This is a genomic window from Aeromonas sp. QDB17 (genome assembly GCF_027705305.1).
GTDB lineage: Bacteria > Pseudomonadota > Gammaproteobacteria > Enterobacterales > Aeromonadaceae > Aeromonas > Aeromonas caviae.
Map to the genome: position 1 here is coordinate 59274 of NZ_JAPDBP010000005.1, position 24442 is coordinate 83715.

The 24442-nt window shown below is 60.2% G+C and carries 29 protein-coding genes and 1 other RNA gene; 16 read left to right on the forward strand and 14 right to left on the reverse strand.

Annotated features, from left to right (window positions below):
* Window positions 1-372: 372 nt before the first annotated feature.
* Window positions 373-759, reverse strand: an RNA gene (gene rnpB, locus OKC41_RS06110) — RNase P RNA component class A.
* 62 nt (window positions 760-821) lie between these two features.
* Window positions 822-1655: a 16S rRNA (cytidine(1402)-2'-O)-methyltransferase gene (gene rsmI / locus OKC41_RS06115; RefSeq protein WP_042880180.1), complete on the reverse strand. Its 834-nt coding sequence runs from the start codon at window positions 1653-1655 to the stop codon at window positions 822-824.
* A gap of 199 nt (window positions 1656-1854) precedes the next feature.
* Here rsmI and OKC41_RS06120 point away from each other — a divergent pair, with 199 nt between their 5' ends.
* The 4 genes from OKC41_RS06120 to dolP are packed head-to-tail and all read left to right on the forward strand — an operon-like array spanning window position 1855 to window position 5141.
* Window positions 1855-3645 (forward strand): penicillin-binding protein activator, encoded by a 1791-nt coding sequence (locus OKC41_RS06120; RefSeq protein ID WP_234921276.1) that lies wholly within the window; start codon window positions 1855-1857, stop codon window positions 3643-3645.
* Window positions 3563-3958 carry a YraN family protein gene (locus OKC41_RS06125; protein WP_201894968.1) on the forward strand — a complete coding sequence of 132 codons (396 nt, stop codon included), beginning with the start codon at window positions 3563-3565 and terminating at the stop codon, window positions 3956-3958. Before OKC41_RS06120 ends, OKC41_RS06125 begins: the two co-directional genes overlap by 83 nt.
* 9 nt (window positions 3959-3967) lie before the next feature.
* Window positions 3968-4558 (forward strand): SIS domain-containing protein, encoded by a 591-nt coding sequence (locus OKC41_RS06130; protein WP_010675848.1) that lies wholly within the window; start codon window positions 3968-3970, stop codon window positions 4556-4558.
* A 4-nt stretch (window positions 4559-4562) separates the two neighbouring features.
* Window positions 4563-5141, forward strand: coding sequence for a division/outer membrane stress-associated lipid-binding lipoprotein (gene dolP, locus OKC41_RS06135; RefSeq protein WP_010675849.1), 579 nt, complete (start codon window positions 4563-4565; stop codon window positions 5139-5141).
* Between the two features lie 43 nt (window positions 5142-5184).
* Here the strand turns inward: dolP and OKC41_RS06140 are convergent, their stop codons facing one another.
* From OKC41_RS06140 to zapE, 8 genes are all read right to left on the reverse strand, one after another.
* Entirely contained in the window at window positions 5185-5616 is a 432-nt protein-coding gene (locus tag OKC41_RS06140; protein WP_185367287.1) for a ClpXP protease specificity-enhancing factor, read from the reverse strand.
* Window positions 5613-6242, reverse strand: coding sequence for a stringent starvation protein SspA (sspA, locus tag OKC41_RS06145; protein ID WP_039040485.1), 630 nt, complete (start codon window positions 6240-6242; stop codon window positions 5613-5615). The genes OKC41_RS06140 and sspA overlap by 4 nt, the downstream gene beginning before the upstream one ends.
* 87 nt (window positions 6243-6329) lie before the next feature.
* Complete coding sequence (locus tag OKC41_RS06150; RefSeq protein WP_039040484.1) at window positions 6330-7064, reverse strand: cytochrome c1; 735 nt, start codon at window positions 7062-7064, stop codon at window positions 6330-6332.
* The gene (locus OKC41_RS06155; RefSeq protein WP_010675853.1) at window positions 7061-8278 is read right to left on the reverse strand and encodes a cytochrome bc complex cytochrome b subunit; all 1218 of its coding nucleotides are present in this window, start codon (window positions 8276-8278) and stop codon (window positions 7061-7063) included. Before OKC41_RS06155 ends, OKC41_RS06150 begins: the two co-directional genes overlap by 4 nt.
* Before the next feature lie 2 nt (window positions 8279-8280).
* Entirely contained in the window at window positions 8281-8871 is a 591-nt protein-coding gene (gene petA / locus OKC41_RS06160) for a ubiquinol-cytochrome c reductase iron-sulfur subunit (protein WP_270671794.1), read from the reverse strand.
* A gap of 299 nt (window positions 8872-9170) precedes the next feature.
* Entirely contained in the window at window positions 9171-9563 is a 393-nt protein-coding gene (rpsI, locus tag OKC41_RS06165; RefSeq protein ID WP_005336286.1) for a 30S ribosomal protein S9, read from the reverse strand.
* Between the two features lie 14 nt (window positions 9564-9577).
* Window positions 9578-10006 carry a 50S ribosomal protein L13 gene (gene rplM / locus OKC41_RS06170; RefSeq protein WP_005336289.1) on the reverse strand — a complete coding sequence of 143 codons (429 nt, stop codon included), beginning with the start codon at window positions 10004-10006 and terminating at the stop codon, window positions 9578-9580.
* Window positions 10007-10272: 266 nt separating this feature from the next.
* Window positions 10273-11367, reverse strand: coding sequence for a cell division protein ZapE (gene zapE, locus OKC41_RS06175; RefSeq protein ID WP_201901767.1), 1095 nt, complete (start codon window positions 11365-11367; stop codon window positions 10273-10275).
* 139 nt (window positions 11368-11506) lie between these two features.
* Between zapE and OKC41_RS06180 the strand changes: the two genes are divergently transcribed.
* The 12 genes from OKC41_RS06180 to OKC41_RS06235 all read left to right on the forward strand — a co-directional run bounded on the left by OKC41_RS06180 (window position 11507) and on the right by OKC41_RS06235 (window position 22470).
* A complete protein-coding gene (locus tag OKC41_RS06180) occupies window positions 11507-11887 on the forward strand; it encodes a YhcB family protein (RefSeq protein WP_010675856.1) in 381 nt (126 codons plus the stop codon).
* A gap of 81 nt (window positions 11888-11968) precedes the next feature.
* The gene (locus tag OKC41_RS06185; protein WP_042015057.1) at window positions 11969-13327 is read left to right on the forward strand and encodes a Do family serine endopeptidase; all 1359 of its coding nucleotides are present in this window, start codon (window positions 11969-11971) and stop codon (window positions 13325-13327) included.
* An 89-nt stretch (window positions 13328-13416) separates the two neighbouring features.
* The gene (gene degS / locus OKC41_RS06190; protein WP_010675858.1) at window positions 13417-14544 is read left to right on the forward strand and encodes an outer membrane-stress sensor serine endopeptidase DegS; all 1128 of its coding nucleotides are present in this window, start codon (window positions 13417-13419) and stop codon (window positions 14542-14544) included.
* 308 nt (window positions 14545-14852) lie between these two features.
* Window positions 14853-15215 carry a transcriptional regulator gene (locus tag OKC41_RS06195; RefSeq protein ID WP_010675859.1) on the forward strand — a complete coding sequence of 121 codons (363 nt, stop codon included), beginning with the start codon at window positions 14853-14855 and terminating at the stop codon, window positions 15213-15215.
* The gene (locus OKC41_RS06200) at window positions 15216-15581 is read left to right on the forward strand and encodes an SFCGS family glycine-rich protein (RefSeq protein ID WP_010675860.1); all 366 of its coding nucleotides are present in this window, start codon (window positions 15216-15218) and stop codon (window positions 15579-15581) included.
* Complete coding sequence (locus OKC41_RS06205) at window positions 15581-15877, forward strand: DUF4312 family protein (protein WP_041211841.1); 297 nt, start codon at window positions 15581-15583, stop codon at window positions 15875-15877. The genes OKC41_RS06200 and OKC41_RS06205 overlap by 1 nt, the downstream gene beginning before the upstream one ends.
* A 25-nt stretch (window positions 15878-15902) precedes the next feature.
* Window positions 15903-16679, forward strand: a complete 777-nt coding sequence (locus OKC41_RS06210; protein ID WP_010675862.1) for a DUF4311 domain-containing protein — start codon at window positions 15903-15905, stop codon at window positions 16677-16679.
* 11 nt (window positions 16680-16690) lie between these two features.
* Window positions 16691-17341, forward strand: coding sequence for a DUF4310 family protein (locus tag OKC41_RS06215; RefSeq protein ID WP_041211843.1), 651 nt, complete (start codon window positions 16691-16693; stop codon window positions 17339-17341).
* Between the two features lie 142 nt (window positions 17342-17483).
* A complete protein-coding gene (locus OKC41_RS06220; protein WP_182935714.1) occupies window positions 17484-18623 on the forward strand; it encodes an amidohydrolase/deacetylase family metallohydrolase in 1140 nt (379 codons plus the stop codon).
* Window positions 18607-19722 (forward strand): DgaE family pyridoxal phosphate-dependent ammonia lyase, encoded by a 1116-nt coding sequence (locus OKC41_RS06225; RefSeq protein WP_201894964.1) that lies wholly within the window; start codon window positions 18607-18609, stop codon window positions 19720-19722. Before OKC41_RS06220 ends, OKC41_RS06225 begins: the two co-directional genes overlap by 17 nt.
* Complete coding sequence (locus tag OKC41_RS06230) at window positions 19722-20462, forward strand: KDGP aldolase family protein (RefSeq protein WP_201894963.1); 741 nt, start codon at window positions 19722-19724, stop codon at window positions 20460-20462. The genes OKC41_RS06225 and OKC41_RS06230 overlap by 1 nt, the downstream gene beginning before the upstream one ends.
* A gap of 103 nt (window positions 20463-20565) precedes the next feature.
* Entirely contained in the window at window positions 20566-22470 is a 1905-nt protein-coding gene (locus tag OKC41_RS06235; protein WP_201894962.1) for a transcription antiterminator, read from the forward strand.
* Window positions 22471-22485: 15 nt separating this feature from the next.
* Here the strand turns inward: OKC41_RS06235 and npr are convergent, their stop codons facing one another.
* The 4 genes from npr to hpf are packed head-to-tail and all read right to left on the reverse strand — an operon-like array spanning window position 22486 to window position 24422.
* Window positions 22486-22758 (reverse strand): PTS phosphocarrier protein NPr, encoded by a 273-nt coding sequence (gene npr, locus OKC41_RS06240; protein WP_010675868.1) that lies wholly within the window; start codon window positions 22756-22758, stop codon window positions 22486-22488.
* 20 nt (window positions 22759-22778) lie between these two features.
* Window positions 22779-23645 carry an RNase adapter RapZ gene (gene rapZ / locus OKC41_RS06245; protein WP_010675869.1) on the reverse strand — a complete coding sequence of 289 codons (867 nt, stop codon included), beginning with the start codon at window positions 23643-23645 and terminating at the stop codon, window positions 22779-22781.
* Window positions 23646-23685: 40 nt separating this feature from the next.
* Window positions 23686-24132: a PTS IIA-like nitrogen regulatory protein PtsN gene (gene ptsN, locus OKC41_RS06250; protein ID WP_010675870.1), complete on the reverse strand. Its 447-nt coding sequence runs from the start codon at window positions 24130-24132 to the stop codon at window positions 23686-23688.
* 2 nt (window positions 24133-24134) lie between these two features.
* Entirely contained in the window at window positions 24135-24422 is a 288-nt protein-coding gene (gene hpf, locus OKC41_RS06255; RefSeq protein ID WP_005305957.1) for a ribosome hibernation promoting factor, read from the reverse strand.
* Window positions 24423-24442 lie beyond the last annotated feature (20 nt).

Consider the following 24442-nt stretch of genomic DNA (forward strand, 5'->3'; position numbering starts at 1 on the left):
GAAGTTTAAGGACGAGCAGGGGGCTTTTCAAGCAAGGATCTCGGGCATGGGGAACATATTGACGCAGCGTGATGGGACTACCGATTAAATGAATTGATTTTCCACAAGTTATTTGTGTTACCCGCAACTCGATTAATTTTCAGCAATTAAAAAACTGACAAATTGCACGAATAAACATCAGCCATACAGGCCGCGCTTCTCCAGCGCCATCACGATATTCAGAACATGGAAAAATTCCACATAACAGATTGATATAAAATACATTTGTTAAACATAGCTAGCCCAACAGTAAATATCACGAGTCAACCGAGGCAGTACTTTATGGTTAATAAAAAGAGCCTTGCGATAAATCGCAAGGCTCTTCAGGAAAGAGGTCGGAGTCGGCCTGTAAGCCGGGTTCTGTACCGGGTTGCCCCGGGTAGCAATCATTCCTCTAGGCCAGCAATCGCTCGCTGGCTCAAGCAACCTACCCGCCCCCAACGCGGGCCGCGCCAATAGGGGCCTATTTGGTCTTGCTTCGGGTGGAGTTTACCGTGCCACGAACTGTTGCCAGTCGCGCGGTGCGCTCTTACCGCACCCTTTCACCCTTACCTGATCCCTTGCGGGCCATCGGCGGTCTGCTCTCTGTTGCACTGGTCGTAGGCTCGCGCCCCCCAGGCGTTACCTGGCACCCTGCCCTGTGAAGCCCGGACTTTCCTCCCCTCCGCCCGTCTGTCCCGAGGGACACAACGACGAAGCAGCGATTGCCCAGCCAACTCCGAGGCGCGGATTATAGCCTCGCGAGACGGACGGGGTAAACCGTCAATTCCGGTTTACGGCAATTAATAGTGCTCGAGACCGTATTTGTAGAGGGCGTTCTTCTTCACCCCGTGGATCTCGGCGGTGAGGGCCGCAGCCTTCTTGAGGGGCAGCTCGCTGACCAGCAGGCCCAGGGTGCGGATCGCCTCCGCAGGCAACTCGTCATCCACCTTGCTGGCACCGGCGACCACCAGCACGATCTCCCCGCGGCAACGGTTATCGTCCTCTCCGAGCCAGGCCAGCATCTCGGAGGCGGGCAGACCGTGGATGGACTCGAAGGTCTTGGTCAGCTCGCGGCACACCACCACCTGGCGCTCGCCAAGGATGCGAGCAATGGCTTCCACCGTCTCCTGCACCCGGCGTGGCGATTCGTAGAACACCAGAGAGCGGGTGTCTTCGATGACGGCTTGCAGGCGATCATCCCGCCCCTTGGCCTTGGCCGGCAGGAAACCCTCGAAGGCGAAGCGGTCGGTGGGCAGCCCGGCGGCGGACAGCGCCGTGATGGCAGCGCAGGGACCGGGCAGCGGCACCACCTTGACCCCGGCTTCGCGACAACGGGTGACCAGGTGATAACCGGGGTCGCTGATGAGCGGCGTCCCCGCATCGGAGACCAGGGCCACGCTCTTGCCCTCCTTGATGCGGGCGATCAGCACATCCGCCTTTTGCTGCTCGTTGTGATCGTGCAGGGCAAAGGTCGGTACCGAGATCTGGTAGTGGCTGAGCAGGATCCCGCTATGCCGGGTATCCTCGGCAGCCACCAGATCGACGCTGCGAAGCACGTCCAGTGCTCGCTGGGTGATGTCGGCCAGATTGCCGATCGGAGTGGGGACTATATACAGGGTTGGGATGTCACTCATGGGAGCTCCGAGTGTCCCGACAATTGTGTCGCCATATTGGCCCGTTTACACTATGGAGAATTTCAACACTGGTCGGGGAATGAACTTGAACCGGGTTATAAAGCAGCTAAGTGTATCACGACTCTTCGGCATCCTACTCGCGGCAGTCCTGCTCGCCGCCTGTGCGTCGGAGCCCAATCAATCTTCCGGACAACCCGGCATGCCGTCAGCCTTCTCGGATCTGACCAAGAATGCCCAGTGGTATCTGGAGCAGGTGGATCCCGCCAAACCGGCAGAGGCCTTCGTGTGGCAGATGATGGCGGCGCGCAGCTATCTGGCGCTCGGCCAGGCCAAACCGGCTGCCGCTCTGTATCAGCAGTTGCAGAAGCAGGCGAAGAGCCCGGTGCAGCAGGCGCAGTTGCAACTGCTGCAGGCACACCTGCTGCTCGCCCAGGGCAACGCCAACCAGGCGCTGATCCTGCTGGAAGGCAAGCCGGATGTGGTGCTGGATGCCGATACCCAGAAGGACTGGTACCGCCAGCGCGTGGTGCTGCAGCTCGACATCAACAACAAGTTTGGTGCGGCCAAGTCGCTGATCCTGCTGGAACCTTATCTGGCCAAGAATGAACTGGCCACCAATCACCAGCAGATCTGGTCACTGCTGAAAAGCATGACCCCCTCCACCCTGCAGGCGCTCGAAGAGGAGCCAGCTCCCGATGTGACCACCGGCTGGCTGCGTCTTGCGGCGCTGGTGAACGAGTTCGGGGCACAGCCGAGCCAGCTGGCCCGCCAGCTTGCCGGCTGGAAGCAGAGCTTCCCTAACCACCCTGCCCAGAGCGACATGCCGGCCGGCCTTGGGGATCTCGCTACTACGGACAACGGTTCGCTGCAGCAGATCGCCGTCTTCCTGCCGCTCTCCGGCAACCTGGAAGCCCAGGGCGCCGCCATCCGCAACGGCATGTTGATGTCCTACAAAGAAAATCAGAGCCAGTTCACTCTGAACTTCTATGATACCCAGGGCAAGGCGATGGGGGACCTCTACAAGCAGGCCATTCAGGAAGGGGCCAACATGATCATCGGCCCCCTGCTCAAGGATCAGGTGGAGGAGCTGCTCAAGTCGAATCCGACCGTGCCGGTACTGGCGCTCAACGAGCTGGACAAGCCGATCGTCAACGACAACACCTTCTATTTCTCGCTTTCCGCCGCTGCCGATGCGAGCCAGGCGGCCCAGTACCTCTATGGTCAGGGCTACCGCAAGCCTCTGCTGATCGCGGCACAAGGCCGGATTGGCTACAGCAGTATCAAGGCGTTTGAACAGGCCTGGGCCGGCGTCAGCCAGGAGAAGCCCGTGGTTGCCACCTTCGGGGCGCGCAACGAAGTGCAGGGCATGGTCAAGAACGCTCTGAGCGGCCGTTCCACCGCACGAGCCGGGGAGATTGTCCAGCTGTCCGATGCCGCGCCGCGCAGCATCGACGCCGTCTATGTGGTGGCCAACAGCCTGGAGACCCGGATGATCAAGCCCTATGTGGACATCTCGGTCAATCCCATGGGCAGCCTGCCCATCTACAGCAGCTCGCGGGGATACGACGGCGGGACGACCGAGGTGGCATCCGAGCTCAACGGTATGCATATCTCCGACATGCCACTGCTGCTGGGTGGCTTCGAGACGCAGCGTGAACAGATTGCCCTGCTCTGGCCCCAGACCCAGGGCGACCTGCTGCGCCTGTTCGCCCTCGGTTACGATGCCGTCAGCCTGGCAGGCAACCTGCCGCAAATGCGCAAGGTCAATGCCATGCAGCAACCCGGCATGAGTGGCCAGCTGAGCGTGGATCCCCAGGGCAACATAGTGCGCATGCTGGACTGGGCCACCTACCAGAATGGCAAGCTGGTCAGCGACAGCGCCGCCCCCCAGCTGGAGGATGCGACTCATGAAGAGGCTACTGACACAACTTCACCAGCAGTGGTTGAACCTGTTGCCGTCGGCAGCGACGAGCAAGGGACAACACTTTGAGCAAATAGCGGAACGCTGGTTGCAGGCCCGCGGCCTGCAACCCGTTACCCGCAACTACCGCTGCCGTGGCGGCGAGATCGATCTCATCATGCGCCAGGGGGATACCCTGGTGTTCGTTGAAGTGAGATATCGCGCCAACGCCACCCATGGCGGTGCAGCCAGCTCGGTCACCCGGCGCAAGCAGCACAAGATCGTGCTGGCCGCGCGCCACTATTTCAAGCAACATGCCATCAATGAGGCCAACCAAGCCTGTCGATTCGATGTGATCGCGTTCGAGGGCGACCAGCCGGACTGGATCCAGAACGCGTTTTAAGAGGACCCCATGACTGATCCCATCAAAGAGAATTACACCGAAAGCATCCAGACCAAGATAGCTGCCGCCGAAGCACTGCCGGATGCCATCCATACGGCAGCCCAGATGCTGACCATCTGCCTGCTCAATGGCCACAAGGTGATGGCATGTGGCAATGGTCCTTCCTCGGCATTGGCACAGCTGTTCATTTCCGAACTGGTAAACTGCTATGAAACGCCTCGCCCCTCCCTGCCCGGTCTCGCCCTGACGCCCGACATGGCGACCATCAGCGCCATCGCCACGGATCACGGTTTCGAAGAGGTCTATGCCAAACAGATACGTGCTCTGGGACAACCAGGCGACATCCTGGTGGTCATCACCACGACAGGCAACAGCCGCAGCCTCATCAAGGCTGCGGAGGCCGCCCTCTCCCGCGACATGACCATCATTGTTCTCGGTGGCGGAGACGGGGGAGAGATCGCCGGTCTGCTGGGCCCCAATGACGTGGAGATCCGCGTTCCTTCCGCTCGCCGTCCTCGTATTCTGGAAGTGAACCTGTTGACCCTGCACTGTCTCTGTGATCTCATCGACCAGACACTTTTCCCGCAACAGGAAGACTGAAACCATGAAGAAGCCTATTCTCGCTCTTGCCCTGCTGACCGGCGTCCTGCTGCTGCAAGGCTGTGCTGCCGTGGTGGTCGGTGGCGCGGCTGGCACCGCCAAGGCGAGCGGCGATCGCCGCACCCTGGGTGCCCAGTGGGACGATCAGACCATAGAGCTGAAAGCCGCCAACCTGTTGGCCGACAACAAGCCCCTGAGCGCCGCTAGCAAGATCAGTGTCTACAGCAACAACGGCCGTGTGCTGCTGGTGGGTCAGACACCCTCTGACGCTTACAAACAGGAAGCGGGCAGAATCGTGAGCCGGATTGAAGGGGTTCGCCATGTCTACAACGAGCTGCGCCTTGGCAAACCAGTCAGTATCGGCGTGCGCAGCAATGACACCTGGATCACCTCCAAGGTGCGGGCCGACATGCTGGGCACCAAGAACTTCGACAGCGCCAAGGTGAAGGTTGTCACCGAGAATGGCGAGGTATTCCTCATTGGGCTGGTCACCCGCCAGGAAGGGGATCAGGCCGTAGAAATCGCCCGCCACGTCAGCGGCGTTAAGCAGGTGATCAAAGCCTTCGAGTTTGCCCAGAATTGACCATCTGGCAGGATGAAAAAACGCAGCCTTCAGGCTGCGTTTTTTATTTGATGACTTTCAGGGTCGGGCGACCGCTCGGGCGCGGTGGTTCCGGCTCGGGGTCAACCGACGTGGGTGACTGTGCCTGTTCCAGCCAGAGGTCATACCCGGGCTCCGGCGGGAACAGGGTCCCCACTCCGTTCTCCCTGGCATGGATGGCCAGTACGGCCGCCATGGGGATATAGACCTGCTGCGATACGCCACCGAAACGGGCGCTGAAGCTGACAGCGTCATTATCCATGTGGAACTGGCCCACGGCCCGGGGGGCGATGTTCAGAACAATCTGGCCATCCTGCACGAACTGCATCGGTACCATCACATGGGGAATGTTGGCATTGACCACCAGATGGGGAGTCAGATCGTTATCCAGCAACCAGTCAAAAAACGCCCGCAGCAGATACGGGCGACTGGGTGTCATTGTCGGTTCCATGCTCATACGCCGGCACGGATCTCACGCTCGGCCTCGGTCAGGGAAGCCTGGAAGGATTCACGCTCGAACAGGCGAACCATGTAAGCCTTCAGCTCTTTGGCGCCACGGCCGGTGAAATCGATGCCCAGGCTCGGTAGACGCCACAGCAACGGCGCCATGTAGCAGTCGACCAGCCCAAACTCTTCGCTCATGAAATAGGGCATCTCGCCGAAGATGGGGGCGATGGCCAGCAGGTTGTCGCGCAACTCGGCACGGGCGGCCTCGGTATCGGTGCCCGCCATGATCTTGTCGGCCAGAGAGTACCAGTCCAGCTCGATGCGGTGCATCATCAGACGGCTGTTGCCGCGCGCGACCGGATAAACCGGCATCAGGGGCGGATGCGGGAAACGCTCGTCCAGATACTCCATGATGATCCGCGAGGTGTACAACGCCAGCTCGCGATCCACCAGGGTCGGTACAGTGTTGTACGGGTTCAGCTCGGCCAGCTCATCCGGCAGGTTGGCAGGATCAACCTGGCAGATATCCACGCTAACACCCTTCTCCGCCAGGACAATACGCACCTGATGGCTGAACATATCGTTGGCACCGGAAAACAGCGTCATTACCGAACGCTTATTGGCAGCTACAGCCATTGAACCCTCCCGTCATTAAAAAGCAGAAACGGCAATGAAGCATGTCTGTCTTCATTGCCGTGCGTCATATTACTCCGATCTGGTCGCTTAGTGAACGTCGCGCCAGAATTCCTTCTTCAACAGCACAGTGAAGATGAAGAAGATAGCGATGAATCCGAGTACCCAGAAGCCCATGCGTTCGCGCTCCTGCTGCACCGGCTCAGCCGAATAGACCAAGAAGTTTACCAGATCCAGTACCGTCTGATCATATTCTTCGTTGTTCATTTCACCGTTGCCGTCAGATTTGATGCTGACGACTTGCTGCATCTCCACGCCATCCAGGGTGTGCGTCTCGAACTCGGCGCGGGGCGTCCCCTGCAACGGCTCCAGCACATGGGGCATACCCACGGACGGGAAGACGGCGTTGTTCACCCCGAATGGACGGGTCTCGTCCACGTAGAAGGAACGCAGATAGGTGTAGATCCAGTCTGCACCACGCACCCGGGCAACCAGAGTCAGGTCGGGAGGTGGCGCACCGAACCAGCGAGCAGCATCCTTCTCGGACATGGCGCTCTTCATCAGATCGCCGATCTTGGCGCCGGTGAAGACCAGGTTTTCCTTCATCAAATCGTCCGGAATGCCGATATCGGCCGCCACCCGGTTATAACGCTGGTACTGGGTGGAGTGACAGCCTGCACAGTAGTTCATGAAGGTGGCGGCCCCCCGTTGCAGGGATGCCTTGTCACTCAGATCGTACTCCGCCTTGTCGAGGGGGAAGCCACCGCCAGAGGCCAACACCAGACCAGGCAGCAGGGCCAGCACTGCAAAAATTATTCTTTTCATTTGAATGTCACCCTCTCCGGCAGCGGCTTGGTGTTCTCATTCTTGCTGTAGAAGAACAACAGGACGAAGAATCCGAAATAACCCAGAGTACAGAGCTGTGCAATCAGCGTCAGGGTCGGGGTTGATGGCAGCACCCCCAGCACCCCCAGAATAATGAAGCAGACCACGAACTGGGCGATGTTCAGCTTGTGCAGGGTGCTGCGGTAACGCACCGAGCGCACCTTGCAACGATCCAGCCAGGGCAACAGGAACAGCACCACGATGGAGAGGCCCATCATGATGACCCCCAGCAGCTTGTCAGGCACCGCACGCAGAATGGCGTAGAAGGGGGTGAAGTACCAGACCGGAGCGATATGCGCCGGTGTCTTCAGGCCATTGGCCACCTCAAAGTTCGGTTTCTCGAGGAAATAGCCCCACATGTCCGGCTTGAAGAAGATGATGGCACAGAAGAAGAACAGGAAACCGGCTACCCCGATCATGTCCTTCACGGTGAAATAGGGGTGGAACGCGACCGCATCCAGTGGCCAGCCGTTCTCGTCCTTGTGCTTCTTGATGTCGATGCCATCGGGGTTGTTGGAGCCCACCTCGTGCAGCGCCAAGATATGCATGGCCACCAGCATCACCAGCACCAGCGGCAGAGCGATGACGTGCAGCGCAAAGAAGCGGTTCAGGGTCGCACCCGAGATGACATAGTCCCCCCGGATCCACAGGGTCAGATCGTCACCGATAACGGGGATGGCACCGAACAGCGAGATGATGACCTGGGCCCCCCAGAACGACATCTGCCCCCAGGGCAGCAGGTAACCCATGAAGGCCTCGGCCATCAGCACCAGGAAGATCAGCATGCCGAAGATCCACAGCAGTTCCCTTGGCTTCTGGTAAGAGCCGTAGATCATGCCGCGGAACATGTGCAGGTAGACCACGATGAAGAAGGCGGATGCCCCGGTTGAGTGCATGTAACGCAGCAGCCAGCCGTAATCCACATCCCGCATGATGTATTCCACGGAAGCGAAGGCACCTTCCGCCGAGGGGTTGTAGTTCATGGTCAGCCAGATGCCGGTGATGATCTGGTTGACCAGCACCAACATGGCAAGCGAGCCGAAGAAGTACCAGAAGTTCAGGTTCTTGGGCGCCGGATACTTGGCCATATGGTCGTTGTACATGGCCGTGAGCGGGAAACGATCATCGATCCAGCCCATGAGTTTGGCAAACATGGTCAGGCCTCCTTGACATCGGCACCGACCAGAATGGTGGTGTCGCTAAGAAATTGGTATGGCGGAATGACCAGGTTCAGCGGTGCGGGGACGCCCTGGAACACTCGACCAGCCATGTCGAATTTGGAGCCATGGCAGGGGCAGAAGAAGCCGGAAGTTACCCCTTGAACCTGCTCGCCGAAGCTGTCGGGCAGATAGGAGGGGGAGCATCCCAGATGAGTGCAGATGCCAACGGCCACGAAGATTTCCGGTTTGATGGATCTGTAGCCATTGTGGGCATAGTCCGGTTGCTGTGGCTCGTCTGACGCAGGATCCCGCAGCTTGTCATCGTGTGCAGCCAGAGCATCCAGCGTCTGCTTGGTGCGCTTCACCACCCAGACCGGTTTGCCACGCCACTCGACGCGGATCAGCTGACCCGGCTCCAGCTTGCTGATATCCACTTCAACCGGGGCCCCTGCCGCCTTGGCTTTGGCACTCGGATTCCATGACTTAATAAACGGCACTGCGGTAAAAGCAGCTCCTACACCGCCAACGGCAACCGTTGACCAGGTAAGAAATCTGCGGCGACCGGTATCAACTGGCGCATTGCTCATCCAAAAACTCTCCCATGTGGACTCCGCTCATTCTTATAGTGTCCCTGTTTACTTATCCTCTCCCTCTGACAACTGCGATGGAAGCGGAGTGGCAATTGACACAGAAAGACCATGGAAATTTTAAAGAAAAGATAACAATTTGACAAGAAAGGGAGTCGATGGGCAAAAACAATAAATACACAATTTTTTGTCTTTTGTGACGTATGCTTAGCATTGTCACATGTAACATTACCAATAAAAAAAGCCTGGCAAATTGCCAGGCTTTTTTGACACTCCTGAGAGTGCGTACCAAAAGCGAATTAACGCTTGGAGTACTGCGGACGCTTACGCGCTTTGTGCAGACCGACTTTCTTACGCTCAACCTTACGGGCATCACGAGTAACAAAGCCAGCTTTACGCAGTTCGGAACGCAGGGTCTCGTCGTACTGCATCAGAGCACGAGTGATACCGTGGCGGATCGCACCAGCTTGACCGGAGATGCCACCACCGTTAACGGTAATGTACAGATCCAGTTTCTCGGTCATCTCGACCAGTTCCAGCGGCTGACGAACTACCATGCGGGCAGTCGGACGGCCGAAGTATTGCTCCAGGGAGCGCTGGTTGATTACGATTTTACCGCTACCCGCTTTGATGAATACGCGAGCAGTGGAGCTTTTGCGACGGCCGGTACCGTAGTATTGATTTTCTGCCATGTTGCCAGTTCCCGTTAGATATCCAGTACTTGAGGTTGCTGAGCAGCATGAGCGTGCTCTGCGCCTGCGTAAACTTTCAGCTTACGGAACATGGCACGGCCCAGCGGGCCCTTCGGCAGCATGCCCTTGACGGCAGCTTCGATTACCATTTCCGGCTTACGCTGAATCAGCTTGTCGAAGCTGATGGACTTGATACCACCCGGGAAACCGGAGTGAGCGTGGTACATTTTGTCGGTAAATTTCTTACCGGTTACGTGTACCTTCTCAGCGTTTACAACGATGATGTAGTCACCGGTGTCAACGTGCGGAGTGTACTCGGCTTTGTGCTTACCACGCAGACGAGCAGCGATCTCGGTTGCGATACGACCCAGAGTTTTACCTTCTGCGTCCACAATGTACCAGTCACGTTTTACGGTTTCTGGCTTGGCAACGAAAGTTTTCATTAAGTTAAACCCAATTACCTGTTACAGACCCAATTGCTTATGGGGGCTCTCCCACAAACAACAAACGATGGCCTACCTGTACCCCTTCGAATACAAGTAAAGCTTAAAGTGTTGCTGTCTTATCGACAGCTGTAACGTGGGCCGGGCGATTATAAGTGAAGTTGCCTTAAATATCACCTGCTAATTTCACTGCCATGAAGCTAGCAAATGTCGCCCGGCCCTACCTGCCGCAGATGCCCATCCGACTGGCAGGCGCGGTATTGTGACTAAGGAAGGTGCACTCTGGCAAGGTATTCGTGCGATTGCATCTCCTGAAGCCTTGAAAGGCAACGCTTGAATTCGAAATTCAGCAGGCCTTCGCCATAGAGCCCGGTCACGGGGACCGCCGCCGATATGATGAGCTTGACGTGCCGCTCATAAAACTCGTCCACCATGGCGATGAAGCGGCGGGCCGCGTCATCCGTACCGCTGCCCATGGGTTGCACATTGGCCAGCAGGACGGTGTGGAACTCACGGGCCAGTTCGATGTAGTCGCCCTGGGAGCGTGGAGTACAGCACAGCTGTTCAAACTCCATATAAAGCACCCCTTCCCCCACGCCCAGTGCACTCAGTTGGCGATGGTTGACTTCCAGTGCGGCGGCAGTCACCGGCCCAATCCCGGTCAACTGGCTGAAATAACGATCCAGGTTGCTCCTGGCCTGCTCATCCAGCGGGAAGTGATAGATCTCTGCCTGTTCCAGGGTTCGCAGCCGGTAATCGACACCGCCATCGACATTGATCACCTCGCAGTGACGCTCGATAAGCGCGATAGCAGGCAGGAAGCGAGCACGCTGCAACCCGTTGCGGTAGAGATCCTGAGGGGGGATGTTGGATGTGGCCACCAGCACTACGCCATGGCCAAAGAGTTCCTGGAACAGAGTGCCGAGCAGCATGGCATCCGTGATATCCGAGACGAAAAACTCGTCGAAACAGATGACGTCGGTCTCGTCGGTCAGCTTGCGGGCGATCAGCTTGAGCGGATCGGACTGACCGGTCAGCCCTCTGAGCTCGTCGTGCACACGGTGCATGAAACGGTGGAAGTGGATGCGCAGTTTGCGCTCCCCCGGCAGGCTCTCAAAAAAAGTATCCATCAGCCAGGTCTTGCCTCTGCCCACACCGCCCCACATATATAACCCCTGGACGGGGTCACGGGTTTTCGGCTTTTGCAGCCAACCCAGCAGGCCACGGGATCTGGTCGGAGTCGGGCTTGCGCACAGATCCTGATAGAGTCGCTCCAGGCGGGCGACTGCCATGGCCTGGGCCGGATCGGCCACAAAGCCGGGGCGCTGCAAATCCTGCTGATATTTTTGCTGCGGGGTCATCCTGTAAACCGCCTCCAAGTCCCTGAATGAGGGACAAAATGGTATCACGCTCTCAGGGGGCACGGTATAGTGCCAACGAGGCGTTGCGGTCCATCCGACCGCTTCAAATTCATCGTGTTAGCTGTAACAAGGAGCTTCTATGACTCTGTTTAACGGGATCCTGCTGGCGATCGCCGCCCTGATCATCGGCGTGCTGATCGGCCGCTTCTCTGTCCGTAGCCGGGATGCCGGACGCCTGGAACAGGAGCTGAAAAAAGCCCACAAGGAGCTGGAAAGCTACCAGGGGCAGATCACCACCCACTTCGCCGACAGCGCCGCCCTGATGGAGCAACTGGCCGAACAGTACCAGACCCTTTATCGCCATATGGCGGAACAGAGCAAGTTCCTGGCCAAGGTACAGGAACCACTGTTCCGCGAACCCGAAGTGGAAGAAACAGGCGATGCCGCCAACAGCGAGGAGCCGGGCCTTCCTCCCCGCGATTACGCCGGTGCGTCCGGCCTGCTCAAGCAGCCGGGCTGATCGTCGGTTGAACTAATTACGCTTTATCGTGGTCAGACCTTGACGATTGCACTGCAACTTTTTCTGGGAGCTGTTTCTCATATGCGTAAATCTCTTTCTGTATTCAGTGTCTTAGCCCTCAGTGTCGGTATCGCCATGTCCTCAGCACCGGCGCAGGCCGCACTGCCCCTGATGGCGAACAACCAGGAGATGCCGAGCCTGGCCCCCGTCCTCGAGCAGGTGACCCCTGCCGTGGTCAACATCTCCGTCTCTGGCAAGAAGATCACCCGCCAGCGCCTGCCGGAACAATTCCGCTTCTTCTTCGGCCCCAACATGCCTGACGAGCAGGTGAGCGAGCAGCCCTTCCAGGCGCTTGGTTCCGGCGTCATCATCGATGCCAAGAAAGGCTACGTGATCACCAACGCCCACGTGGTCCACGAGGCGGACGAGATCAAGGTCAACCTGAAGGATGGCCGTGAGTATGCAGCCAAGAAAATAGGGGAAGACAAACAGTCGGATATCGCCCTGCTGCAAATCAAGGCCGAGGATCTGGTGCAGATCAAGTTCGCCGACTCCGACGAGCTGAGAGTCGGTGACTACGCGCTGGCCATCGGCAACCCGTTCGGCCTGGGCCAGACCGTCACCTCCGGCATTGTCAGCGCCCTGGGTCGCAGCGGCCTCAACATCGAAAATCTGGAGAACTTCATCCAGACCGATGCGGCCATCAACTCCGGCAACTCGGGCGGCGCCCTGCTCAACCTGCGCGGGGAGCTGATCGGCATCAACACCGCCATCCTGGGCCCCAACGGCGGCAACATCGGCATCGGCTTTGCCATCCCGTCCAACATGGTACGCGATCTCTCCGAGCAGATCGTGAAATACGGCGAAGTGCGCCGTGGCCAGTTGGGGATCACCGGCACCGAGCTCACCAGCGAAATCGCCAAAACCTTCGGCTACAACAAGAAGGACGGTGCCTTCGTCAACCAGGTCATGCCTGACTCCGCCGCCGCCAAGGCGGGCATCAAGGCAGGCGACATCATCATCAGCATCGATGGCAAGCCCATCCGCTCCTTCGGCGAGTTGCGTGCCAAGATCGCCACCATGGGGGCCGACAAGCAGGTCTCGCTCGGCCTCATTCGTGACGGCAAGGAGCAGACCGTCAAGGTCACCCTGAAGAAAGCGGATGACAGCGAGATCCTGGCCAGCGCCCTGCATCCGGCACTGGAAGGAGCGAAGCTGAGCACCACCACGGACCCCGTTACCGGCGTGGCCGTCTCCGACATCGATCCCCGCTCACCGGCAGCCGCCTCCGGCCTGCAAAAGGGCGACATCATCATCGGGGTCAACCGCCAGCGCATCAACTCCATGGGTGAACTGACCAAGGTGTTGAAAAACAAGCCGGAAGTCCTGGCGCTGAATATCCAGCGCGGTGACTCCTCGCTCTATTTGGTGATCCGTTAAGCCCCTCACACCCGCGGCAACCGCCGCGGGTGATTTTTATCCATCGATAATGTTATTCTCTGCCCGCAGCCTGTACGGACGAGAAAGACATGAAAATCCCACCTCTGATCAGCTACTTGGGCAAGTCCGTCGGCTTTGGCCTCGCCATGGCTGCGCTTTTGTTGCTGGTGTTCCCCAATTTTCGTGGCGGCGCCCCCCTGCCGGGCCTCATCACCAATGCCCGCGAGCTGAGCTTCTCCTACGCGGCCCATCGCGCCGGCCCTGCCGTCGTCAACATCTACACCCGCAGCTTCGCCGGCAATCGCGGTGAAAAAGCCGAACTCAGACCCCAGGGGCTGGGGTCCGGCGTCATCATGAACCAGCGCGGTCACGTGCTCACCAACTATCACGTCATCGCCGATGCGGACCAGATCATCGTCGCCCTGCAAGATGGTCGGGTATTCAGTGCAGAGCTGGTCGGCACCGACAAACTGACTGATCTGGCGGTGCTCTACATCGAATCGGACAACCTGCCGGTGATCCCGCAGGACCCGGATCGTCTGCCGGACGTGGGAGACGTGGTGCTCGCCATCGGCAACCCCTACAACGTCGGCCAGACCATCACCCAGGGCATCATCAGCGCCACCGGCCGTATCGGCCTCTCCAGCATGGGGCCGGACAGCAATGGCAGACAGGATCTGCTACAAACCGATGCCGCCATCAACGAGGGCAACTCCGGAGGCGCCCTGGTCAATGGCCGTGGCGATCTGGTGGGTATCAATACCGCCGCCTACCACCTCAACGGCAATCAGGAGAGCTATGGCATCAGTTTTGCCATCCCCTACAAGCTGGCCAAGCGCATCATGGACGAGCTGATCGCCAACGGCCGGGTCATCCGCGGCTACCTCGGCATCTCCAGCGTCGAGATCAATCCCATCGTCGCGCGCATGCTGAACCTGGGGGACTTGCAGGGGTTGGTGGTGGAGAGCCTGGATCCCAATGGCCCAGCCACCAAGGCCGGTCTCAAACGTGGGGATGTACTGCTCAAGATCAACGGAGAGGCCATCACCGGCGTGCGTCCCGTCATGGACAAGATCGTCGAGAGCCGCCCCGGCACCAAGCTCACCATCTCGGTGATCCGCAACGGCAAGCCGCTGGACGTCGATGTCATCATCGAAGAGGACCTGCGCTACCAGAATCAGACCCTGCCGACCAGCAGTGCGGCACCCGCCACCTGAGAGGCGGATCCTCGCAGGGCCCGACAGGGCCCTTTTTTGTGCCCGCTTTCCTCCGGCTCCCACCTGTGCGTGAGACAGCTCACACATTGCGCCAATGAGCAATCGGGCGAAGACGCCGTCAAAACCCGCCACCGATCACACTCCCTTGCCGCCAGTCCGCTCCTTTCCTCATCCTCAACGCCAAAAAGGCCTCTTTTGATGCCTTTTCCTCCGGATTTCCACTTCGAATCGGAAAAAACCTGCCTCCTCCCGCACTCTCCTCCGCTTTATGGTGATCCCATCCTTTCTGCCAGCCTGGAGAGCAGACCTTGAATACCGACACCCATGACGCCCCCCTGACCCCGGACAGCCCGGCACTGCTGCGCAAGACCGACCTGACCCTGGCCCGCATTCACAACCTGCTGGCGGATCAGGGCATACGCCCCAACGACGTGCAGCAGCAGATGCTGGCCTCCCACGTCAAGGCCATGGTGTGGCGCTCCTATAGCGGGGAATCCCTGCCGGAGGTCGACCTCAGCCTGTTCGAGGAGATCTCCCCCCTCTCCCTGCGCCTGGCAGAGCAGGTCGTCGCCTGGCTCGACCGCCTCGCCTACGAGGAGGCGCACCTCTTGTCTGTCCATTTTGAAGTGGCCAAAGAAAACGAACTCAGCTCAGTAAAAGGAGAAAGCTAAATGACTGCCATCAAACTCGTGATTGGAGATCGTCTCGGCAAGGGTCAGAAAGTGGGGGCAGGCGCAGAAGCCGCCGGCGCCACCGTGACCGTCATCCCCGGCATGGCCGCCGACATGAAACTCGGTGATGTGATGAACAAGGAGCAGGCCGACCTTGGCATCTCCTTCTGCGGCAGCGGTGGCGCGGGCGCCATCACGGCCCAGACCAAGTACGGCTACAAGTGCCGCTACGGCATGCGATCCATCGAAGAGGGTGTCACCGCCATCAACGAGGGGTGCGTGGTACTGGGCTTCGGCTTTATGGACAAGGAAGAGCTGGGCCAGAAGCTGATCGAAGCCTTCGCCAAGAAACACGGACGCGCCTGATGAAAGAGCACTTCACCACCCGGATCACGGTCAACGGCAAGGGGGCGACTCGCCAGCAGGCGTTCGCCGCCGCCCTCAGCCAGGTGCAACCCAGCCTGCTCAAGGAGAGCCCCAAGGTGATGCTGCGCATCGAACCCCTCGAGGTCGAGGTGCTCGAGGCCGAGGAGTCGGTACGGGTGGAGAAGTTCCTGTTCTTCTTCCTGCCACGCCAGCGCCATGAGTTCCGGGTCCGGCTGGCGATCACCGTCAAGGTCACCAGCCTGGATGTCGACAAGGTGGATTTCACCCGGGCCTGACCCCACAACCAAAAGGACAAGTTGGATGTTTCTAATCATTTTGATGAAGTCACTCATCATCGGCGGCCTGGTAGGCGTCGGGGTGGGAGCTGGCGCGGCGCGGATGTTCCACGCCCCGACCGTGCAGGGGATGGGCGCGTTCCGTACCCTGGGCGAGCTCAACTCCTGCGAAGGGGACCCCGCTTCCCACTTCTCGTTCGGTCTGGGCTTCTTCTTCAACGCCTGGGCCTCCACGGTCGCGGCCGGCGCCTTCACTCAGGACGTGGATCACCGCATCCTGCCGAACTGGGGTGCAGCGGCCCTGATGATCAAGAACCGGGATCTCGCCACCACCCTCCATGATCCCAAAAAGATGGCCATCGCCTGCGGCATCATAGGTGCCATCGTGGTCGCCTTCCTCAACAGCACCGCCGCCGCCGTGCCAGCAGCCCTGCAGGTCACCGCGGTCAAGGTACTGGTGCCCGCCGCCAACCTGCTGGTCAATACCGTCATGCCGGTGATCTTCTGGCTGGCCGCCATCGAGGCAGGCAAGAAGTCCGGCTTCTGGGCCACCATCTTCGGCGGTCTGGCCCAGCTCATTATGGGCAACGCGGTACCGGGCCTGGTGCTTGGCATCCTGATCGGCAAGGGGGTGGAAGAGAGCGGCTGGAACCACGTCACCAAGGTGATGATGAGTGCCATCGTCCTGCTGTTCGTGCTGAGCGGCTTCTTCCGCGGCTTTGACATGAAACTCATTGAATCCTTCCACCTGGGCGTTCCCCTGTGGCTGGAAAACGTCCACAACCTCATGAGCGGCAAATAAGGGAGCACACCATGGATGAGAAACTGAGAAACAACTTCTGGTATGCCGACTGGTCCTTCCCCATCTTTGTCGGTCTGCTCTCTTCCGGCGTCTTCGCCGGTACCCACATGTTCTACCTCTACGGGGTCGGCGCCTTCAACGAGGTGGCCTTCGTCGCCATGCTGAAAGCCGGCATGGACACGGGGGCCTATGGTGCAGTCGCCGCCTTCGGTGCCAGCTTCCTGTTCGCCCGCATCATCGAGGGCTCCCTGGTGGGGATCCTCGACATCGGCGGCGCCATCCAGACCGGAGTCGGCCTCGGGGTGCCCGCCCTGCTGCTGGGGGCCGGCATCGTCTATCCGGTGGAAAATTTCACCGCTTCCCTGATCACCGGCATGGGGATTGGGATGGCCATCGGCTACGTGATCATCCTGGCGCGCAAGTTCACCATCAACCAGAGCAACTCCACCTACGGGGCGGACGTCATGATGGGGGCTGGCAACAGCTCGGGCCGCTTCCTCGGTCCCCTCATCATCCTCTCCGCCATGGGCGCCTCCATTCCCATCGGGATAGGCTCCCTGCTGGGTGCCCTGCTGTTCTACATCTGGGAGAAGCCCATCACGGGTGGTGCCATTCTGGGGGCCATGCTGTTCGGGACCTTCTTCCCCATCGCCCTGGCTTAATCCAAGGCCGTCTCTTGGGCGGCATTCAAGAACCTGTTTGCGCTCTGTCGCGAGAGGTCGTCAGCAAGGTGAAGAGCAACACATGAGCCTTGGAAGCGGTCTCGCAGTAAGAGCGCAAGCAGGTTACAAGAGGGATATCAGCATGTACGACACGATCATCAGGGCGGGACGCCTGGGAAACGGGCAGCTCGTCGACGTCGCCATCAAGCATGGCAAGATAGCGGCGCTGGGTTCGCTGCCAGAGAGCACAGAGGCGAAGCAAACCCTCACTCTGGGCGGGCAGGTCCATGTGAGCGCCGGCTGGATTGACGGCCACACCCACTGCTACCCCGCCTCCCCCCTCTATCACGATGAGCCGGACAAGGTGGGGGTGGCGTCCGGTGTCACCACCGTCATCGACGCCGGCAGCACCGGAGCCGACGACGTGGACGACTTCCAGCGTCTCGCCGCCGACTGCAAGACCCGGGTGCACGCCCTGCTCAACATCTCCCGCATCGGTCTGCTGCGCCAGAACGAGCTGGCGGATCCGGCAGACATCGATCCCGCCCTCGCCCAGGCGGCCATCCGGCGCCATCCCGGCTTCATCGTCGGCATCAAGGCACGCATGAGCGGCAGCGTGGTGGGTGAAAGCGGTCTGCAACCCCTGCGCATGGCCAAGCAGATCCAGCAGGCCAATGGCAACTTGCCACTGATGGTGCACGTGGGCAACACGCCGCCGGATCTGGACGAGATCGTCGCCCTGCTGGGGGATGGCGATCTGCTGACCCACTGCTTCAACGGCAAGCCCAACCGCATCCTGACCCCGGCGGGTGAACTGCGCCAGGCGGTGCGCGAGGCGATGCGGCGGGGGCTCTTGCTCGACATCGGCCACGGTGGCGCCAGCTTCAGCTTCGAAGTGGCGGAGCTGGCCATTGCCCAGGGCATCCTGCCCCACACCATCAGTTCAGACATCTACTGCAAGAACCGCATCAAGGGGCCGGTCTACAGTCTGGCCCACGTGATGTCGAAGTTCTTCGCCATCGGCATGACCCTGGAGCAGGTGCTCGCCTGCGTCACCCACCAGGCCGCCGATGCCCTGCGCCTGCCCGGCAAGGGGCGACTCGAGGTTGGCGCCGATGCAGACATCACCCTGTTCGAGGTGAGCTGCGGCCCCACTCTCTTTACCGATACCGAGGCCGGCGCCCGCAACGGTGACCGGCAACTGCTCCCTCTCGCCGCCCTGGTGGGCGGCGAACTGGTTCTGACTCACTACGGGAAATCACACCATGCCTTCTGTGTATGAGAAATACCGGCTCAAACCGGTGATCAACGCCTCCGGGCGCATGACCATCCTCGGCGTCTCCACCCCCGAGCAAGAGGTGGTCGATGCGGTCAACTTCGGCCTCGGCCACTACTTCGAGGTGAAGGATCTGGTCAACAAGACCGGCGCCTACCTGGCCGATCTGCTGGGCGTTGAAGATGCGGTGGTGGTCTCCTGCGCCAGCGCCGGCATCGCCCAGTCGGTGGCCGCCGTGATAGTGCGCGGCGACCCCTATCGCCTCGAGCAGTTGCATGCTCATGCCCACGACGTGCCGAGCGACATCGTGCTGCCCAAGGGCCACAACGTGAACTTTGGTGCCCCCGTCGGCACCATGGTCAACCTGGGGGGCGGCAAGGTGGTGGAGGCCGGTTACGCCAACGAGTGCTCTGCCGCCCAGCTGGCCGCCGCCATCAATGCCAGCACAGCTGCCATCCTCTACATCAAGTCCCACCACTGCGTGCAGAAGAGCATTCTGTCGGTGGCCGAGGCGGCCGAGGTGGCCAAGGCCCACGGGATCCCGCTCATCGTCGATGCAGCGGCCGAAGAGGATCTGCGTCTCTACTACAACCAGGGTGCGGATCTGGTCATCTACAGCGGCGCCAAGGCCATCGAAGGGCCCACCAGCGGCCTGGTGCTCGGCAGACGTCAGTATGTGGAGTGGGTCAAGCAGCAGGCTGGCGGCATAGGCCGCGCCATGAAGGTGGGCAAGGAGGGGATCCTCGGCCTGACCCACGCCATCGAGCGTTACCTGGCCAAAGAGAAGGAGAGCGGCACCGCCATGGTCGCCAAGATGACCCCCTTCATCGAGCGCCTCAACCAGCTGCCCGGCGTCAGCGCCAAGGTGGTGTGGGATAGCGCGGGGCGCGACATCGCCCGCACCGACATCGCCTTCGACCACCAGCAGATCGGCATGACCACGGTGGAAGTGGTCTCCCGTCTGCAACAGGGCACGCCTGCCATCTACTGCCGCGGCTACAAGGCCAACGAGGGGCACATCGAGATAGACGTGCGCAGCGTCACCCTGCCCCAGCTCGACCAGATCCACTCCGCCATTGCCCACCTCGTTCAGGAGAACAACTGATGTCTCTTACCCCCAATTACTACCGCGATCGGGTCTGCCTCAACGTGCTGGCAGGTTCCAAAGAGAATGCCGTCGACATTTATGAGGCCGCCGAGGGTCATGTGCTGGTCGGTGTGCTCTCCAAGAACTACCCGGACATTCCCTCTGCCGTCGCCGACATGCAGGCCTACGCCAAGCTTATCGACAACGCCCTCTCCATCGGGCTGGGAGCAGGTGATCCGCGCCAGTCCGCCATGGTGGCCGAGCTGGCCCGCCAGTTGCAGCCTCAGCATGTCAATCAGGTGTTCACCGGGGTCGGGGCCAGCCGGGCGCTGCTCGGTCAAGCTGACACCCTGGTCAATGGCCTTGTCTCCCCCACCGGCACCCCCGGCATGGTGAAGATCTCCACCGGCCCCCTCAGCGCGCAGCAGGCTGACGGCATAGTACCCATCGATACCGCCATTGCCCTGCTCAAGGACATGGGCGGCAGCTCGGTCAAGTTCTTCCCCATGGGGGGACTCGCCTGCCGCGCCGAGTATCAGGCAGTGGCCGAGGCCTGTGCCCGCCATGGCTTCTGGCTGGAGCCCACCGGCGGCATCGATCTTGAGAACTTCGAGGAGATAGTGCGGATCGCGCTGGAGGCAGGAGTCGAGAAGGTGATCCCCCATGTCTACAGCTCCATCATCGACAGCGAGAGCGGCCAGACCCGGCCGGAGGATGTGCGTACCCTCCTCGCCATGGTGAAGGCACTGCTGGCATAGCAACCCCACAGGCACCGGTCCGATCACTGGGCGGTGCCTGGCTTGTTAATGACCCCCTTGTTAACATCGACCCACCATGCGCGACAGGAGTCCCCACCCCCTCATGACCAAGCTGCCCCACCCCAGACTCCAGCAACTGCTCGCCCTGCTTCACGCCGAGCCTCTGCCACAGGAGGAGCTGGCTCGCCGTCTCAATGTTTCCACCCGAACGGTGCGTACCGACGTGGCGACCCTGAACGAGCTCATTGCCACCCGGGGCGCCCACCTGATCCATCAGCGGGGCAGCGGTTACCAGCTCAAGATCTACAATCAGGGACTGTTCGATGCGCTGCTGGCCGCCCAGGGGCAGGAGAGCCCTCTGCCTCGCACCAGCCGCGAGCGGGTGCTGCACCTCCAGGTCTTGCTGCTGACGGCGGAACAGGGGATCAAGCTCGACGAGCTGGCGGACACCTGGTATCTGAGCCGGGCGGCTTTGCAAGGGGACATGACGGAGGTGCGGGAGCGGCTCGCCCACTTCGGGCTCACCATCGACAGCAAACCCAGGGTGGGGATGCGCATTGCGGGAAGCGAGATGGCGATCCGCGCCTGCCTCACCCAACTGCTCTGCCAGGAGCTGCTGCACCAGCATCCGCTCCAGAGCCTGTTGCCCACCCTCTGCCCCAGCAAGACGCTGGAGGTAGTGGGCAACCACATTCACGAGCAACTCGGTCGCCATCAGCTACGCCTGGCCGACGAGAGCCTGCAGCAAGTCACCGTCTACTGTGCCGTCGCCCTGCTTCGCCAGGCGTCTGGCCACGAGTTGCGCCAGTTTGCCAGCGACGACATCACCCCGCCCCTGGCAGTGGTGGCCCGCGACATCTATGCCGAGCTGCCGACCCTGACTTCACCGGTGCAGGAAGAGATCGCCTGTCTCGCCATCCAGATCCAGGCTCGCCTCACTGCAGAGACGCCCCTGCTCAGCCCGGCCATGGCGGCCGAGAGCGAGCAACTGACTGCACACCTGCTGGGTTACATCCACCAGCACTACCCCTATGACCTGCGCGGCGACCCGCAATTGCGAGCCGACCTGCAGACCCACATCGGCGCCATGCTGCTGCGGGTCAAATACCAGATTGGCAGCCACAATCCCCTGGCGGATCACATCAAGCAGTATTACCCCCTCGCCTACGACATCACCCTGGCGGCCATCTCTGAGTGGATCAGGCAGACCCCCTACCGATTGACCCACCACGAGATCGGCTACCTGGTGATCCACATCGGGGTCGGCCTGGAGCGCCACTACGACATCGGTTACACCCGGCGCCCCCAGGCGCTGCTGCTGTGCGATGCGGGCAACGCCACCTTCCGGGTGCTGGAAGCACGCATCCGGCGGGAATACCCCCAACTGCAGCTGACCACGCTGGAGTCGGTGCGGGACTATGAGGGACTGGTGCGAGTCGAGCAGGATTTCGTCATCAGCACCCTCAAGGTGAGCGAGAAGAATGCTCCCGTGGTACAGGTCTCCCCCTTCCCAACTCAGTACCAGCTGGAGCAGCTCGGCAAGCTGGTGCTCGTCGATCGCACCCGTCCCTATCTGCTCGACAAGTATTTCGATGCCGACCACTTCATGGTGCTTGATGAACCCATCAGCCAGGGGGTGCTGTTTGATCGCATCTGCAGCCAGCTTGAGGCGGAGGATCTGGTGCAGAGCGGATTCCGGGGATCCTTGCAGGAGCGGGAGCGGATCGTCTCAACCATGCTGGGGGACGGCATCGCTCTGCCCCACTCCCTCGGCCTGCTGGCGCGCCGCACCCTGGTCTATACCGTGCTGGCCCCCCAGGGGATCGATTGGGGCAACGGCGAGAGCGCTACCCTCATCTTCGTGCTGGCCATCGCCAAGACGGATTATGAGGAAGCCATGGGACTTTATGATCTGTTTCTGGCACTGATGAACGAAAAAGCCAGCAGAAGTCTGCTGGCTTGTCGGGATTTTGCCGCTTTCAAGGCGCTGGCTCGCAGCGCACCTTGAGCACGCCGAGGCGTATTACTCCTCATTGAAGCCCGAGGTGAACAGCGCCACTACGGCGGCCAGGGCCTCCACCTCTTCGGGGCCCTCCACCTGCACCTCCACCTGTTTGCCCTGGGCGGAGTCCAGCATCAGCAGGCCGATCACGCTGTCCGCGTCGGCCTCGACCCCCTCTTCGTTGCGCAGCAACACGTGGGCATCGAACCCCTGCACCAGCTCGAACAGCATCATGGCCGGTCGCGCGTGAATGCCTAACTTGTTTTTGACTTCTACCGAGGCGGAAACGGTCATCTGAGCATCCTGTGGATCTGTCAGGCGGGGTTTGAACGCTTGTCCAACGTGCGATGGCGGATCTGCACGTTCTTGCCAAGCAACCGGAATGCGCTGGCCAGCCGCTCGGCGATGAACACCGAGCGGTGTTGTCCGCCGGTACAGCCGATCCCGACGGTCACATAGCTGCGATTGTTGCGCTCCAGGTGGGGCAACCAGGTCCCCAGCATATTCTCGATCTGCTGGATGAACAGCATGACATCCGGCTGGCTGGAGAGGTAGTTGGCCACGGGCTCATCCTTGCCGGTGAAGGGCTTGAGCTCCGGGATCCAGTGCGGGTTGGGCAGGAAACGGGCGTCGAACACGAAGTCCGCATCCTTGGGAATGCCGTACTTGAAACCGAATGACTCGAACACCAGCACCAGCTCGTTCTCTTTCTTGCCAAGCACCCGGGTTTTGATGAGCTCGCTGAGATCGTGAATGCTGAGGTTGGTGGTGTCGATGCGCAGGTCGGCGGTCGAGGAGAGCGGTGCCAGCAGGTGGGTCTCTTCCCGGATCGCCTCGTCCAGCGAAAGCTTGTTGCGGGACAGAGGATGCAGACGACGGCTCTCACCGTAGCGTTTGAGCAGGGTCGCGTTGTCCGCATCAAAGAAGAAGCTCGAAAACTTGACTCGCCCCTCGTTGCGCACCTGGCTCAGCAGGTTCTCCAGCCTGTCTGCCTGGGCAGGCAGGTTGCGCACGTCGATGCTGACCGCCAGCTTGTCATACTGACTCTCCACCGACACGATCAACTGGGGCAGCAGGTTGACCGGCAGGTTGTCCACGCAGTAGTACCCGAGATCCTCGAGCACCCTCAGGGCCACCGTCTTGCCGGAGCCCGAACGACCGCTTACTACAATTAACTGCATCTTGTCCCCTCACGCCAACGTGGCTGTGTCAGACCCGGCCTCAGGCCGACGTCATGATCTGATAGAGTTCTTCGTCGCTGGTCGCCTGGCGCAGCTGGCGGCAGACGGCCTTGTCACCCAGTTTGGATGCCATCAGGGAAAGAGTCTTGAGGTGCTGCTTGCACTCGCTTTCCGGCACCAGCAATGCAAAGAGCAGGTCAACCGGTTGATTGTCGATAGAATCGAAAGGGATGGGCTCGGAGAAGGTCATCAACACGGCGGTCGGCGCGAAGGCGTCGTCAATCCGGCCGTGGGGGATGGCGATACCGGCTCCGATCCCGGTACTACCCATCTTTTCTCGCGCCAGCAGGCTTTCAAACAGGACCTGGCGGGAAGCGCCGAGGCGCTCTGCGGCCAGTTCACTGATGATCTCGAGCGCGCGTTTCTTGCTGGTACAAGGGACCGCACTCTTGGTGCAGTCCCGACTCAGTATGTGTTCAAGTTGCATAGTTATTTTTGATTTAACTTATCTTTGTGCTTGATGATCTGCCGATCCAGTTTATCCAGCAGGGTATCAATCGCCGCATACATGTCGGCATGCTGCGAATTGGCGAACACCTCTCCCCCGCTGACATGCAGCTTGGCTTCGGCGATCTGGTTCAGTTTTTCGACGCTCAACACCACGTGTACGTTGTTGATATGGTCAAAGTGACGCTCGAGTTTGGCAAATTTGTTGTTCACATAATCACGCAGAGCTTCGGTAATCTCGACATGGTGTCCGGTCAGGTTAATTTGCATAACGTCTTCCTTTTGTTTGC

Excerpts from the sequence above, each read along its gene's own strand:
- OKC41_RS06220 (WP_182935714.1), top strand. The coding sequence starts at position 17,484 with ATGTACGACACGATCATCAGGGCGGGACGCCTGGGAAACGGGCAGCTC.
- ptsN (WP_010675870.1), bottom strand. The coding sequence starts at position 24,132 with ATGCAACTTGAACACATACTGAGTCGGGACTGCACCAAGAGTGCGGTC.
- OKC41_RS06210 (WP_010675862.1), top strand. The coding sequence starts at position 15,903 with ATGTTTCTAATCATTTTGATGAAGTCACTCATCATCGGCGGCCTGGTA.
- OKC41_RS06205 (WP_041211841.1), top strand. The coding sequence starts at position 15,581 with ATGAAAGAGCACTTCACCACCCGGATCACGGTCAACGGCAAGGGGGCG.
- rapZ (WP_010675869.1), bottom strand. The coding sequence starts at position 23,645 with ATGCAGTTAATTGTAGTAAGCGGTCGTTCGGGCTCCGGCAAGACGGTG.
- npr (WP_010675868.1), bottom strand. The coding sequence starts at position 22,758 with ATGACCGTTTCCGCCTCGGTAGAAGTCAAAAACAAGTTAGGCATTCAC.
- OKC41_RS06140 (WP_185367287.1), bottom strand. The coding sequence starts at position 5,616 with ATGAGCATGGAACCGACAATGACACCCAGTCGCCCGTATCTGCTGCGG.
- rplM (WP_005336289.1), bottom strand. The coding sequence starts at position 10,006 with ATGAAAACTTTCGTTGCCAAGCCAGAAACCGTAAAACGTGACTGGTAC.
- OKC41_RS06230 (WP_201894963.1), top strand. The coding sequence starts at position 19,722 with ATGTCTCTTACCCCCAATTACTACCGCGATCGGGTCTGCCTCAACGTG.
- zapE (WP_201901767.1), bottom strand. The coding sequence starts at position 11,367 with ATGACCCCGCAGCAAAAATATCAGCAGGATTTGCAGCGCCCCGGCTTT.
- petA (WP_270671794.1), bottom strand. The coding sequence starts at position 8,871 with ATGAGCAATGCGCCAGTTGATACCGGTCGCCGCAGATTTCTTACCTGG.
- OKC41_RS06155 (WP_010675853.1), bottom strand. The coding sequence starts at position 8,278 with ATGTTTGCCAAACTCATGGGCTGGATCGATGATCGTTTCCCGCTCACG.
- hpf (WP_005305957.1), bottom strand. The coding sequence starts at position 24,422 with ATGCAAATTAACCTGACCGGACACCATGTCGAGATTACCGAAGCTCTG.
- rpsI (WP_005336286.1), bottom strand. The coding sequence starts at position 9,563 with ATGGCAGAAAATCAATACTACGGTACCGGCCGTCGCAAAAGCTCCACT.
- OKC41_RS06120 (WP_234921276.1), top strand. The coding sequence starts at position 1,855 with ATGCCGTCAGCCTTCTCGGATCTGACCAAGAATGCCCAGTGGTATCTG.
- OKC41_RS06125 (WP_201894968.1), top strand. The coding sequence starts at position 3,563 with ATGAAGAGGCTACTGACACAACTTCACCAGCAGTGGTTGAACCTGTTG.
- OKC41_RS06130 (WP_010675848.1), top strand. The coding sequence starts at position 3,968 with ATGACTGATCCCATCAAAGAGAATTACACCGAAAGCATCCAGACCAAG.
- degS (WP_010675858.1), top strand. The coding sequence starts at position 13,417 with ATGAAAATCCCACCTCTGATCAGCTACTTGGGCAAGTCCGTCGGCTTT.
- OKC41_RS06235 (WP_201894962.1), top strand. The coding sequence starts at position 20,566 with ATGACCAAGCTGCCCCACCCCAGACTCCAGCAACTGCTCGCCCTGCTT.
- rsmI (WP_042880180.1), bottom strand. The coding sequence starts at position 1,655 with ATGAGTGACATCCCAACCCTGTATATAGTCCCCACTCCGATCGGCAAT.
- OKC41_RS06215 (WP_041211843.1), top strand. The coding sequence starts at position 16,691 with ATGGATGAGAAACTGAGAAACAACTTCTGGTATGCCGACTGGTCCTTC.
- OKC41_RS06185 (WP_042015057.1), top strand. The coding sequence starts at position 11,969 with ATGCGTAAATCTCTTTCTGTATTCAGTGTCTTAGCCCTCAGTGTCGGT.
- dolP (WP_010675849.1), top strand. The coding sequence starts at position 4,563 with ATGAAGAAGCCTATTCTCGCTCTTGCCCTGCTGACCGGCGTCCTGCTG.
- OKC41_RS06150 (WP_039040484.1), bottom strand. The coding sequence starts at position 7,064 with ATGAAAAGAATAATTTTTGCAGTGCTGGCCCTGCTGCCTGGTCTGGTG.
- OKC41_RS06200 (WP_010675860.1), top strand. The coding sequence starts at position 15,216 with ATGACTGCCATCAAACTCGTGATTGGAGATCGTCTCGGCAAGGGTCAG.
- sspA (WP_039040485.1), bottom strand. The coding sequence starts at position 6,242 with ATGGCTGTAGCTGCCAATAAGCGTTCGGTAATGACGCTGTTTTCCGGT.
- OKC41_RS06180 (WP_010675856.1), top strand. The coding sequence starts at position 11,507 with ATGACTCTGTTTAACGGGATCCTGCTGGCGATCGCCGCCCTGATCATC.
- OKC41_RS06225 (WP_201894964.1), top strand. The coding sequence starts at position 18,607 with ATGCCTTCTGTGTATGAGAAATACCGGCTCAAACCGGTGATCAACGCC.